The sequence below is a fragment of the Scytonema hofmannii PCC 7110 genome (assembly GCF_000346485.2).
GTDB lineage: Bacteria > Cyanobacteriota > Cyanobacteriia > Cyanobacteriales > Nostocaceae > Scytonema > Scytonema hofmannii.
This window is the reverse complement of record NZ_KQ976354.1, coordinates 3,041,996-3,054,716: the sequence shown is the minus strand read 5'-3', so window position 1 is coordinate 3,054,716 and position 12,721 is coordinate 3,041,996. Positions and strand designations below refer to the sequence as shown.

Here is a 12,721-nt window from a genome sequence, read left to right as displayed (position 1 = left end):
ATTTAATCGTACAATGATAACTGTTTTCAAGAAAAGTTTTTTTTTAAACTTATACCGATTCAAAAAATGTTTGCGACAGGTCTTGCAAGCAATACGCGATACGCGATCTAGTCCCCCAATAGCAACAAATTTTGCGCTATCATAATAACGATTGTCATTATATCGTAGATATGGTCAGTTCCTTAACCCAGTCCCAGGACAACTTAAGCCAGCACGACAGCGAAAAACTCGTGCGGATTCGTCACACGTGCGCCCATACAATGGCAATGGCAGTGCAAAAGCTATTTCCAGGGACTAAACTAGCAACTGGTCCAGTCACAGAAAACGGATTTTACTACGACTTCGATTGTCCAGTCAGCATCACAACCGATGACTTGGGCAAAATCGAAAACCAGATGCGGCGGATAATTAAAGCGAACTTGCCCATCATCCGCGAGGAGGTACAACGAGAGGAAATTCGTACTGAAATTGCTGAGTTGAACGAACCATTAAAATTAGAAATATTAGACCGTATCCCCGCAGGAGAGACAATTACCCGCTATTTTATTGGTAGTCCCGATACTGGTAAACCACAATCTTCATTGTTAGTCACAGATATTCAACCAGCAGGTAATTATTGGTGGGACTTGTGTGCAGGACCACACATTAACTTTACTGGTGAAATCAAACCTGATGCCTTTAAATTATTGAATGTTGCTGGTGCTTATTGGCAAGGAGATGAAACCAAACCCCAACTGCAACGCATTTATGGTACAGCATGGGAAACAAAAGAAGAACTACTTGCTTACCTGAAACAAAGAGAAGAAGCCTTACGTCGCGACCACAGAAAGCTAGGTCAAGAACTTAACTTGTTCAGCATTCAAGAAGATGCTGGTGGTGGGTTAGTATTTTGGCATCCGAAAGGAGCAAGCATTCGCTACATTATTGAAGATTATTGGCGAAAAGCCCATCTAGAATCTGGTTATCAATTACTCTACACGCCGCATATAGCAAACCTCGATTTATGGAAAACATCGGGTCATTTTGACTTTTATCAAGAAAATATGTTCGACTCGATGGATGTGGAAAATCAGGCTTATCAAATCAAGCCGATGAATTGTCCATTTCATGTATTAACATACAAGCATCAACTACATTCCTATCGAGAATTACCCCTGAGATGGGCAGAATTAGGAACAGTTTATCGTTATGAACGTTCTGGGGCGCTACATGGTTTGATGAGAGTCAGAGGATTTACCCAAGATGATGCTCATATCTTCTGTTTGCCTAACCAAATTGCCGATGAAATCTTAGGAGTTTTAAATCTCACAGAGGAGATTTTGTCAGATTTTGGCTTTAAAAATTATGAAGTGAATCTTTCTACCCGTCCTGGTAAATCAGTAGGGACTGATGAAGTATGGGAGTTAGCAACTTCAGCATTAAGTCAAGCTTTGAATGCAAAAGGTTGGAATTATAGTGTCGATGAAGGTGGTGGTGCTTTCTATGGTCCCAAAATTGATATCAAAATTCAAGATGCCATTGGTCGTCTCTGGCAATGTTCCACTATTCAGGTAGATTTTAATTTACCAGAACGTTTTGATATGGAATATATTGCCCCTGATGGGAGTCGCCAGCGACCAATTATGATTCATCGAGCTATTTTTGGCTCTTTGGAACGCTTTTTTGGGATTTTGATTGAGAATTATGCTGGTAATTTTCCCCTATGGTTAGCACCAGTGCAACTGCGTCTGTTACCTGTAAGCGATGACTTTCGGGAGTATGCAGAATCAGTGGCAATTTCTTTAAAAAAAGCTGGTATTAGGGTAGAAGTAGATAGTAGCGGAGAGCGTTTAGGCAAGCAAATTCGCACAGCCGAGTTAGAAAAAATTCCAGTTGTTGCTGTCGTGGGTAAAAAAGAGGTGGAGAATCACAATTTGAGTGTAAGAACTAGAAAATCCGGAGATTTGGGTGTACTAAATCTGGATGAACTTCTGCATCAGTTACAAGCAGCTATAGACTCCAAAACAGGAATTTAAAAACAAGCACAGACAAAAGCCAAAATTTCTTACCACGTCTAGTTCGGCATAATAGATACGTTCCTTATGGCTAAACACGCTTTATTCGTTTGCAAATCCTGTTACTTTTCTCTCACTCAACGCGACTACATGGGTAAACGAGGCGGCTGGCATTTGTTCAAGCAATTGTTAAGTTTGTCTGAAAAATGGTCTTTGCAATCTGAGTTTGTGATTCAATCCGTAGACTGTTTGAGTGCTTGTAAAAGACCTTGTGCTATAGCTTTTACTGCACTCAATAAAACTAGCTTGATGTTTGGTGATTTACCACCATTAGAAAGTGCTAATGCCATACTGCAACTTGCTGAACAATATTATGCCAGCCATAATGGCATTGTGGCACGACAGGAACGACCAGAAGTTTTACAAAAAGGGATTCTGGCGAGGATTCCACCCCCACCCGATGGAGATGGGGAGATAAAAAGTGGTTAGTGGCTAAAAACAACTACTAACCACTAACAACCAACCACTAACCACTAACAATTTTGAAATTTCTAGAAGTGTGAATTGATTATGACTCAACTAACAGCACCAACTTCAAACTCAAGTCTTGATATTCCCAAACAAGGAATGCCTGTTACCATTATCACTGGATTTTTAGGAAGTGGGAAAACTACACTGCTCAATCAAATTCTCAACACTAAACAAGATTTAAAAGTCGCCGTACTTGTGAATGAGTTTGGTGATATTAATATCGATAGCCAATTGTTAGTTTCTCTAGAGCAAGATATGGTAGAACTAAGCAATGGCTGTATATGCTGCACAATAAATGATAGTCTAGTTGATGCAGTTTATCGGGTTTTAGAACGAGAAGACCGCATTGATTATCTGGTAATTGAAACGACTGGTGTTGCCGATCCCCTACCGATTATCTTAACCTTTCTTGGCACAGAACTAAGAGATTTAACAAACCTCGACTCCATTATCACAGTGGTAGACGCTGAGGGATTTGACTCGAACCATTTCGATAGTGAAGCTGCTTTAAAACAGATTACCTATGGAGATATTATTCTTTTAAATAAAACAGACCTCGTGACTCCAGAAAAACTAAAAGAAGTAGAAAATTTTATCAATGATGTAAAATTTGGTGCGAAAATTCTGCACACTAAATATGGGGAGGTGGCATTACCATTAATTCTAGGTGTAGGGTTAACTCCAACAGATGAGTATACTGCCAATGTTGCTGAAGATACTCACGAGCACGAACACCATCATGACCATGACCACGAGCATCATCACGAACATGAGCATCACGAACATCACTCCCATCATTTAGAAAATGATGGATTTGTTTCAATATCTTTCCAAGCTGATAGACCATTTGATGTCCATAAATTTGAAAGCTTTCTCACCGAAGAATTGCCACAAGAGGTCTTTCGAGCTAAGGGGATTTTGTGGTTTAGTGATAGTGAATTACGTCATATCTTTCAAATGAGCGGTCTTCGTTACAACTTACACGCTGATGGATGGCTTACTCCACCTAAAAATCAAGTGGTTTTTATTGGACGAAAGTTAGATATCAGTCAAATTCACTTGCCGCTTTACAAATATTTGGTATGATTAAGTATAAAAGTATACAATCTTTCCTTATGCCTTCTGCCCTCTGCCTTTCTTTGATAATAATGGTATTATCCCACGACAAGAGCGACCGAAGTTTTACAAAGAGGAATTTTGGCACGAATTCCGTCTCCGTCTCAAAGCTGATTGAAAATTTAAGAATATGTCTACACCTATAATCACTGTTGTTGCAGGTCCACCAGGTGTCGGAAAAACAACTTGGATCTATCAACACATAGCTACTCCAGATGGAAATTACCACGTTAGTGATGAAGAGCCACTATATCTTAGTCTTGGAAGTGGAAATATTCTTATTGACCAAACTCGCCTAAAAGCAGAATTACCTCACGTTAAAGTCTTTGGGGACGATCGACAAGTTGATTTTTTCAACCAGTTACCCAAGGCAAATGCGGTTTATATAGAACTGGGGTCTTATTTGCAATTAGGAGTAGTAGCTCAAGTTTTAAATAATTTACCTTATTGGAAAGTTGCGCTCTTTCCACCACAATTAACAGATAAATATTCTGATTGGTATTCCTGGGCAGAAGCAATTTTACCAGGTGCTGCTATTGACACCAATACGGACACTACTCATCTATGGCGTGTATTAACTACTGGTGAAGTCATCGACGAAGACAGTTTACATGAGTTTTGGTATGAAATTACTCACGGCGCTTATGGTAAAGTTGCTCGTGCGAAGGGAGTTTTTGAAGTGGCTGATGGACGAAGTCTTTACGCTGATTTTGTCTTAGGTGTACCATCAACCGATTTTCTAGAGTTAAACCTACCGCGCTATTTAGAAGGTAGACCAAAGCGTTTCAGTGGGATAGAAGTGTTGGGGCAAAACTTAGATGAAGCAGCAATGCATCAAACTTTAGAAGATTGTTGTTTGTCAGAAGTTGCCATTCGGCAATACCAACAACAAGTCAAACAAATTTTAGTTGAGGAGATACAAGCGTGAAAATAGCGGTTATGTCATGTATTCATGGTAATTATGAAGCCTTAGATGCAGTTTTACTCGATATCGACAAACAGAAAGCTGAGAAAATTTACTGTCTTGGTGATTTGGTAGGATATGGTCCCTACCCGAATGCAGTCGTGGCAAAAATTCGCTCTTTAGATATTCCAACTTGTGCTGGTTGTTGGGATGAAGATATTGTCGAGGGGTTGAATGCTTGCGATTGTAGTTATCCTTCTTTGCTGGCTGAAAAACGTGGAAAACTGGCTCATGAATGGACGAATCAGGAAATTTATCCAGAAAATCGCGAATACTTAGCAAAGCTGATTCACAGTTTGCGTGAGGGGAACCTCGCATTTGTTCATGGTAGTCCACACAGCAACCATGAATATTTATTACCAGAACTTGACGCTTTCATGGCGCTAGAAAGAGTCCTTTCTACAGGAGCAGATGTGCTGTTTTGCGGACATACACATATACCTTATGTCCGTACTTTAAATGCAGGGAGTTTACAAGTATGCCTCAAAAGTAAATGTGTGGAAGAAAAAGTTCAGAGTTTTCATGCACCCTTGAAGCGAATTATCAATGTTGGTTCGGTAGGAGAACCCAGACATGGGCGACCAAATGCCACTTATGTTATTTATGACACGGATACTGAAGAAGTGATGTTGCGGGAAGTTTCTTACGATTATCAGAAAACTTGTGCAGCAATTATTGAAAAGGGTTTACCGACAATTTTTGCTTGGCGTTTGGCGAACTCTTTGGAGTTTGCGGAACGGGCGGATGACCCAACTCATGTTTGTACAAAGTAATGGTTAGTAGTTAGTAGTTAGTGGTTGGTGGTTAGATGAGTAAGTGGGCGATTTTGAGTGGAATTGAGGGAAATTTGGCGGCTTATGAGGCTGTGATAGCAGATATTAAGCGTCAAAGTCGTTGGATAGAGGCATTGTATATTATCGGTGATGTGGTAGGACCCACAAATGTTTCCGAACAACTGGTAGAACGGGTGCGTCATCCGAGGAGTGGAGAATTAGAACCTTTGGTTTGTAAAGGATGGTGGGAGGAACAGTGTTTGATTTTGCACGGTCTTGGTGGGACAGGGGAACCAACTGAGTTAATGGCGAAATATGGAGGGGACACGGTTAAGTTACTGTGGGATTGTGTCTCCCGTCAAACCGTGCAATGGATAAGGACGCTTGATTTTGGTTTTTTTGAGTTAGATTGTTTGTTAATTCACGGTACAACAGTTTCTGTTGACGAGGAACTAACTCCGGAAACTCCTCCCATTCAAATGCTAGATAGATTGTTACGGATGCAAGCTAACAACTTGTTTTGTGGTCGTTCTGGTTTGGCTTTTGAGTATCAATTACAATCAGGTTCTATTACGACAGAAGTGACGACTCTCGTAAGCCAATCTTCCCAAACTACCAATATCAACTCACGTCAAGTTATTGGTGTAGGGAATGTGGGACGCACTTTTGGAGAAGCTACTTATACCCTCTATAACCCTAGTACAAACCAAGTAGAATTCAAAAGCGTTCGCTATGGAATAAGTAAGGGGTTTGGGATCAACAAAATCAAAGCTAGTTCAAATTAAGTTCAAAGTCTTTGCTAGAATTAGCAAAAATCTTTCAACTCAGGCATTAAGTTAATGAGGACAGCTTTAGAGGAGCATGACCTAAGCAAGAAAGAACGTATACCACCTTTAGAAAGTGGAGATAGACTAACGGACTGGGAATACGATTTATTAGTGCGTAGCGGTAAATTAGTTGGATTACCAGAAGAACTGGTCGATATTGGGATTAAAGACGGTCACATTAGTGCGATCGCATCTCATCTCACCGGCTCGACAGAAGTAGAACTTGATGCTCAAGGACAATTAGTATCGCCTCCATTTGTAGAGTCACACATTCATTTAGACTCAGTACTGACTGCGGGGGAACCGCGTTGGAATGAAAGCGGTACCTTATTTGAAGGTATTCAAATTTGGGGAGAGCGCAAGCAAAATCTTTCATTAGAAGATGTCAAAACCCGTGCAGTTGCCATGCTCAAACAACAAGCAGCACGGGGAATTTTATATGTCCGTACTCATGCTGATGTCAGCGAACCACAACTCATTGCCCTACAAGCGCTTTTAGAAGTCAGAGAGGAAGTCAAAGACTGGATGACTTTGCAGGTAGTGGCATTTCCCCAAGATGGTATTTATTCTAAACCAGAAAACGAAGCCCTTTTGGAAGAAGCTTTAAAAATGGGTGCTGATGCTGTTGGTGGAATACCGCACTATGAATTGACCCGCGAAGATGGAGTGCGATCGGTACATCGTATATTTGAGTTAGCGCAGCAATACGATCGCTTAATTGACATTCACTGTGACGAAATTGATGACGACCAATCGAGATTTCTAGAAGTCGTTGCTGCTTGCGCTATTCGCAGTGGCGTAGGTGCGCGAGTCACCGCCAGCCATACAACAGCATTTGGTTCTTACAATAATGCCTATGCTTTCAAGTTAATGGGTTTTCTGCAACAAGCTCAAATTAACTTTATTGCCAATCCTCTCATTAATATTACACTCCAAGGTCGAACTGATACTTATCCAAAACGGAGAGGTGTCACCAGAGTGAAAGAACTTTGGCAACAAAAGCTCAACGTAAGTTTTGGTCATGATTGCGTTCAAGACCCTTGGTACAGCTTGGGTACGGGTAGTATGTTAGATGTAGCTCACATGGGAGTGCATGTTTGTCAAATGACAGGAGTGCCTGAAATTAATGCGTGTTACGACATGGTCACCATAAATGGAGCAAAAACACTGTATATAGAAAGTGAGTATGGGGTAGAAGTTGGCAAAAAAGCTTCGCTGATAGTTTTAGATGCAGGCGATCGTTATGATGCTATTCGCCGTCGCACTTTTCCGAGCTATGTCATTTCTAAAGGAAAATTATTAACTCGTACAACACCTACAGTAACGGAGTGGATTGGTAAAAATTAGGACTTACATATGGCGTAAGCATTTTTAGCGCCTCAACGTTTGATTTTTTAACGAATGAGAACCAACATTAGCTACTGTAGGGGCGCGGCGGTCTTACGCCCCTATATGCCAATCTCACAAAGGTTTTGCTCCAACGAGCGGGCGATAAGCGCTCTTTCAGCTTGCGCTTCGCGATCGCCTTTCGCACTCCTTAAACCTAATTTGCCTCTGGTAAGAATTTAGGATTTATAACTTGTTCTGGAGTGTAGGGACACACTTCTGGAAAAACCTGTTCACCCAATTGCGTTTCTCGAATTGCTAAAGCTAGACCCAGTTCATAAGCAACAAGGAAGACCTCTTCTAAATAAGGTTTCAAACTGGGGCTATCTTCCAAAAGCAGTTTGATTTGAACACGCTGCTCTCTGATTGTGCCCAACCAACTATTACTACGTTTTTCCGATTGGAATTGCCACTTTAATAGATGCCCTAGCAAAATTCCCAGTCGATTTCTTAACTCTTGCCGCTCTTTCCTACCCAAAGTCTCAATTTCCTCTACCAAGTTTATCGTATCTAATTGCTCCCATCGCTGAGCTTTGAGCAAGCTGATTTGTTCTTGAGTCCAGGCATAGAAATCTATTTGATAGAGGTCAGGGGTATACATCTTTAGAGGTATTGACAAAAGGTACACAATTTTAAAAGACCACTAGTTACTGGTCACTATTGAAGAATCTCGCTAACAACTCTTCACGAGATACATTAGGCAATTGTAATAACAATCCTGCATACTCTTGTGAAGGTAAATCAACGATTGGCTGAATCACTGCTGCTAGTTCCTCATCCACAGTTTCAAACCGCACTCTCAATAAAGTATCTATCGTACTGCGCCGTTCTGCTTGAACTCCTTGTTCTCTGGCTTCAGCAAGTCGTTGTTCGTAAACAGGTGATAACTGCATAATTAAATCCCTCTCCTCTTGGTCTAAATCTTGTTTCAGTTCTAAAATGGTTTTGAGATTACTCAATAAATCAATTGCTACTTCCCGCCAGGGATGATCTTCAGATAACGCTTGCAGTTCTTGGATAGCTTGTTGCTGTACTTTTCCCTTCCCCAAAACCCTCAGCCATAGTGTTTCTTCTGTAGGTGGTAACTGATGAATTGCGACAATTGCGGCTCGATACCACTCGCCAAACAAATAAACTCCAGGTAACCAGTTTTCTTCATCTAATATAACTCTAAATCCCTCTAACTGGGCTTCAGACGCTGTCGGTGACAGAATCCACATGCAAAGGTAATTCCTCTTCCACAATTTCCGTTTTGTTCCGGTTCGCCTCTGGTTCCAATTCCGCAAAGATGTCAAATAACTTATTGAGACAACTCCGGACTTCTCCCCGTTTGACGGCATTTCTAAATGGTTCAAATATTGCTGATGTAGCAGCAAATTTACCTAACAACCCCAACTTTTCTCGCTCCAGGCTTTCTTGAGGTGATGGAGCAAAATAAACGTCTATTTCCTTGATTTCTGCCGCTACTTTCCGGCTTGTTTCTACATTACCTGATGTTGATAGCAATTCTTTGAGATAATTTTTGGTAAATTGGTCGTAAGGAAATCTTGTCATTTTTTTGTCGGCGGAAAATGGCGATGAAACTTTATTGAGGACATCGATAAATTGTAGCAGGTTCCCTCCGATTTTATTACCCCTTTGTCTGCGTGTATATACTTAAGTTTACAGTTCTTTAATCTTTGGCTTTGCATAGCTAACACGAGGCAGTCGCGATGAAAAAATTTCATGACCAGTCATGAAAAAGGTAAAGTAGGTAGGGCATTGCTAGCCCTGTCTAAGGTGGGTAAAAACTTCAGGAAATCAATAGTTCTCTCACCTCTTACCTCTGCGTACTCTGCGTCTCGGCGGTTTAAAAAATTACTTTTAAACCGCCCTGGCGCTGAGAGCACAGAGAGAGAAGATGAGGAATTTCTGCCTGAACCCAAATTTTATGAGCCATCTTGACAAGGATTTCCCTACTCCCTACTCCCTACTCCCTACTCCCTATCCCTACTCCTTACTGCCCTGCGCCCAAATACGTGTTGGAAGCCCCCAAACGTAAACGAAGCCTTCAGCTGCCTTGTGGTCAAATTTATCGTCAGCACCATAGGTTGCCAAATCGGGAGTATAAAGGGTATTCTTAGAATTCCGCCCAACAATGGTGGCATTGCCTTTAAAAAGTTTTACCCGTACAGTTCCAGAAACTCGCTCTTGTGTCTTTTGAATGAAGGCATCTAAGGCAGTTTTGAGTGGGCTGTACCACAGTCCGTTGTAAACCAATTGGCTGTATGTGTCTTCAATACCACGCTTGTAGTGAGTCACATCTGCAGTTAAAGTTAAGCTCTCTAAATCCCTATGTGCTTGAATTAACACGGTCATAGCAGGAGCTTCGTATATTTCTCGCGATTTGATACCTACCAAGCGATTTTCTATCATGTCAATGCGTCCAACACCGTGATTTCCCACTATCTGGTTAAGTTGTTCGATCAGCTCAACTGGGTTTTTAGGTTCACCATTGATTGCGGTAGGTATACCCCTAGTAAAACCTATTTCAACATACTCTGGCTCGTTAGGAGTATCGGCTATTGCCTTAGTCATCGCGTAAATTTCTTCTAGTGGTTCCACATTAGGATCTTCCAAAACACCTGCTTCTATACTTCTTCCCAGCAAGTTACGGTCTATGCTGTAGGGTGAAGATTTTTTCACTGGTGCGGGAATACCATATCTTTCTCCATAAGCAATAGTTTCCTCACGGCTCATTCCCCATTCTCTTGCTGGTGCCAGTATCTTAAGATTGGGGTTAAGAGCAGCGCTAGAAACATCAAAGCGCACCTGGTCGTTACCTTTACCCGTGCAACCGTGTGCGATCGCATCAGCTCCGTATTTTACTGCAGTCTCTATTAAAACCTTAACAATCAACGGACGGGCGAGGGCAGTTGCCAGGGGATAGCGATTTTCATAGATTGCATTCGCTTGAATGGCTGGAAAAGCGTAATCTTTGACAAAACTCTCTTTAACATCTGCCACCAAAGACTCACTTGCACCCGATTTCAGCGCTTTTTCTCTTACCGGATCTAATTCATCACCCTGTCCTAGATCTGCGGCTAAAGCAATCACCTCTTCCACTCCCCACTCATGCTTTAGGTAGGGAATGCATACGGAAGTATCAACTCCACCAGAATATGCCAAAACAACCTTTTTTGCGCGCCCCATTTATTTCTCCACTTAGCAAATCAATCATCAAAGCAATGAGTCATTATTTTACGGAATAAATTTTGCTTTTCTACAAATTTAAATTTTTTAAGTATATGTAATATAATATACAAAATTGCCCCTATAAGTATTTCCACACTGATGGAACTGATGCACTGGCTCTCCTCTTCCCTCTGTGTACTCTGCGCCTCTGCGGTTCAATAAATTATTTTTAAACCGCAGAGGAACAGAGAGCGCAGAGAAAAAAGTATTAATGCACAGTCCTAACTCCTTGTTCCTCACCAATATCCGGACGACGTAAATCTTCTACCAGTTCTTGAATTTCCATAGGTGGTGGAGGAGTCAAGCGAGATACCACAAGAGTGACAATCAAGTTGATAATCATACCTAGAGTGCCAATTCCTTCAGCAGAAACTCCAAAGAACCAAGCTGGCATACCGACAAACTTAACGCCTACAATGTATACTATGGTGAAAATTAAACCCGTTAGCATACCTGCAATTGCGCCTTCTTTGTTAGTTCGCTTGTCGAAAATGCCCAGGATAATGACCGGGAAAAAGCTAGAGGCGGCTAAGCCAAAAGCGAAAGCTACGACTTGACCTACAAATCCTGGCGGATTTACCCCAAAATACCCAGCAAGGACGAGGGACAATCCTACCATTATGCGTCCAACAAATAATCGTTTCTGTTCTGAGGCTTGCGGATCGACTATACGATAGTAGACATCGTGAGCAATTGAACTGGAAATAACCAGCAACAACCCTGATGCTGTGGATAACGCAGCTGCTAACCCACCTGCGGCTACAAGAGCAATCACCCAAGGCGCAAGTTTCGCAACTTCTGGGGTGGATAGCACAATAATGTCTGGGTCAATTGTAATTTCGGTTTTGTCTTTTTGTGGAGTTAACTGAAGACGCCCATCACCGTTTTTATCCTCAAAAGACAGGAGTTTTGTCTTTTCCCATTTGTTTACCCAGTCTAACTGCCGCACTTGCTCAATTGTATTATTGTGCAGGGTATTGATGAGATTGTAACGGGCAAACATGGAGAGGGCGGGCGCAGTGGTATAAAGAATAGCAATGAACAACAGCGCCCAACCTGCGGAAAATCTAGCCGCTCGCACATCAGGAACTGTATAAAAACGGACTATCACATGGGGTAAACCAGCAGTTCCTACCATCAGTGCGATGGTAATGAATAGTACGTCGATCGCGGACTTGTTCACAAATGCCTGGGTATACTCCTTAAACCCAAGTTCAACCTGGAGTTGATTGAGTTTACTGGCAATATCACTGAAGGTAAACGCAAACTGGGGAATTGGATTACCTGTCAGTAACATAGCAATTGCGATCGCTGGAATCAAGTAAGCAACAATCAAGATGCCGTACTGTGCGACCTGCGTCCAGGTGATGCCTTTCATACCACCCAACACGGAGAAAAATCCCACAATCACCATACCAATGATGACACCTGTATTGATATCTACCTGCAGAAAGCGGCTAAATACAATGCCCACTCCTCGCATTTGTCCGGCTACATAAGTGAAGGAGACAAATATGGCTGCGACAACTGCTACCAAACGAGCCATATTGGAGTAGTAGCGATCGCCCACAAAATCAGGTACTGTATACTTACCAAACTTCCGAAGATATGGTGCTAACAGCAATGCCAGCAGCACATAACCTCCTGTCCAACCCATGAGATAAATAGAGCCGTCATAGCCCAGAAAACTAATAAGACCCGCCATTGAAATAAACGAAGCTGCGGACATCCAGTCAGCCGCTGTCGCCGCACCATTAGCGATTGAAGGAACTCCTTGATCTGCGACAAAAAAGCCTTTACTATCCGTAACTCGTGATTGCCATCCAATGTAAAGATAGAGCAGGAACGAAAGCCCGACTATTATAATCGTCCAAACTTCAACTGACACAGCTTTTC

At 41.8% G+C, this 12,721-nt stretch carries 12 protein-coding genes; 7 read left to right on the top strand and 5 right to left on the bottom strand.

Features of this window, described 5'->3' with window-relative positions:
• The first annotated feature begins 170 nt into the window (after positions 1–170).
• The 7 genes from thrS to codA all read left to right on the top strand — a co-directional run bounded on the left by thrS (position 171) and on the right by codA (position 7,552).
• The gene (gene thrS / locus WA1_RS13080; protein WP_026134857.1) at positions 171–2,015 is read left to right on the top strand and encodes a threonine--tRNA ligase; all 1,845 of its coding nucleotides are present in this window, start codon (positions 171–173) and stop codon (positions 2,013–2,015) included.
• A gap of 66 nt (positions 2,016–2,081) precedes the next feature.
• Complete coding sequence (locus WA1_RS13075; RefSeq protein WP_026134856.1) at positions 2,082–2,483, top strand: DUF1636 family protein; 402 nt, start codon at positions 2,082–2,084, stop codon at positions 2,481–2,483.
• An 81-nt stretch (positions 2,484–2,564) separates the two neighbouring features.
• Positions 2,565–3,611 (top strand): CobW family GTP-binding protein, encoded by a 1,047-nt coding sequence (locus WA1_RS13070; protein ID WP_017745192.1) that lies wholly within the window; start codon positions 2,565–2,567, stop codon positions 3,609–3,611.
• 160 nt (positions 3,612–3,771) lie between these two features.
• On the top strand, positions 3,772–4,569 hold the full coding sequence (locus WA1_RS13065) for a CobW C-terminal domain-containing protein (RefSeq protein ID WP_017745191.1): 798 nt from the start codon (positions 3,772–3,774) through the stop codon (positions 4,567–4,569).
• Positions 4,566–5,378: a metallophosphoesterase family protein gene (locus tag WA1_RS13060; RefSeq protein ID WP_026134855.1), complete on the top strand. Its 813-nt coding sequence runs from the start codon at positions 4,566–4,568 to the stop codon at positions 5,376–5,378. The genes WA1_RS13065 and WA1_RS13060 overlap by 4 nt, the downstream gene beginning before the upstream one ends.
• Before the next feature lie 35 nt (positions 5,379–5,413).
• The gene (locus WA1_RS13055; RefSeq protein WP_017745189.1) at positions 5,414–6,163 is read left to right on the top strand and encodes a metallo-dependent phosphatase; all 750 of its coding nucleotides are present in this window, start codon (positions 5,414–5,416) and stop codon (positions 6,161–6,163) included.
• Positions 6,164–6,217: 54 nt separating this feature from the next.
• Positions 6,218–7,552 carry a cytosine deaminase gene (gene codA / locus WA1_RS13050; protein ID WP_017745188.1) on the top strand — a complete coding sequence of 445 codons (1,335 nt, stop codon included), beginning with the start codon at positions 6,218–6,220 and terminating at the stop codon, positions 7,550–7,552.
• Between the two features lie 196 nt (positions 7,553–7,748).
• Here the strand turns inward: codA and WA1_RS13045 are convergent, their stop codons facing one another.
• From WA1_RS13045 to WA1_RS13025, 5 genes are all read right to left on the bottom strand, one after another.
• Entirely contained in the window at positions 7,749–8,192 is a 444-nt protein-coding gene (locus WA1_RS13045; protein ID WP_017745187.1) for a DUF29 domain-containing protein, read from the bottom strand.
• Between the two features lie 46 nt (positions 8,193–8,238).
• Complete coding sequence (locus WA1_RS61335) at positions 8,239–8,811, bottom strand: hypothetical protein (RefSeq protein WP_017745186.1); 573 nt, start codon at positions 8,809–8,811, stop codon at positions 8,239–8,241.
• Positions 8,783–9,145: a hypothetical protein gene (locus tag WA1_RS61330; RefSeq protein ID WP_336389802.1), complete on the bottom strand. Its 363-nt coding sequence runs from the start codon at positions 9,143–9,145 to the stop codon at positions 8,783–8,785. The genes WA1_RS61335 and WA1_RS61330 overlap by 29 nt, the downstream gene beginning before the upstream one ends.
• A 435-nt stretch (positions 9,146–9,580) precedes the next feature.
• Positions 9,581–10,783: an argininosuccinate synthase gene (locus WA1_RS13030; RefSeq protein WP_017745184.1), complete on the bottom strand. Its 1,203-nt coding sequence runs from the start codon at positions 10,781–10,783 to the stop codon at positions 9,581–9,583.
• Between the two features lie 250 nt (positions 10,784–11,033).
• A complete protein-coding gene (locus tag WA1_RS13025) occupies positions 11,034–12,713 on the bottom strand; it encodes a sodium:solute symporter family protein (RefSeq protein WP_017745183.1) in 1,680 nt (559 codons plus the stop codon).
• Between the last annotated feature and the right edge of the window lie 8 nt (positions 12,714–12,721).

Coding starts and splice junctions, on each gene's coding strand:
- WA1_RS13070 (WP_017745192.1), top strand. CDS start 2,565: ATGACTCAACTAACAGCACCAACTTCAAACTCAAGTCTTGATATTCCC.
- WA1_RS61335 (WP_017745186.1), bottom strand. CDS start 8,811: ATGTGGATTCTGTCACCGACAGCGTCTGAAGCCCAGTTAGAGGGATTT.
- WA1_RS13030 (WP_017745184.1), bottom strand. CDS start 10,783: ATGGGGCGCGCAAAAAAGGTTGTTTTGGCATATTCTGGTGGAGTTGAT.
- WA1_RS13055 (WP_017745189.1), top strand. CDS start 5,414: ATGAGTAAGTGGGCGATTTTGAGTGGAATTGAGGGAAATTTGGCGGCT.
- WA1_RS61330 (WP_336389802.1), bottom strand. CDS start 9,145: ATGACAAGATTTCCTTACGACCAATTTACCAAAAATTATCTCAAAGAA.
- codA (WP_017745188.1), top strand. CDS start 6,218: ATGAGGACAGCTTTAGAGGAGCATGACCTAAGCAAGAAAGAACGTATA.
- WA1_RS13065 (WP_017745191.1), top strand. CDS start 3,772: ATGTCTACACCTATAATCACTGTTGTTGCAGGTCCACCAGGTGTCGGA.
- thrS (WP_026134857.1), top strand. CDS start 171: ATGGTCAGTTCCTTAACCCAGTCCCAGGACAACTTAAGCCAGCACGAC.
- WA1_RS13045 (WP_017745187.1), bottom strand. CDS start 8,192: ATGTATACCCCTGACCTCTATCAAATAGATTTCTATGCCTGGACTCAA.
- WA1_RS13075 (WP_026134856.1), top strand. CDS start 2,082: ATGGCTAAACACGCTTTATTCGTTTGCAAATCCTGTTACTTTTCTCTC.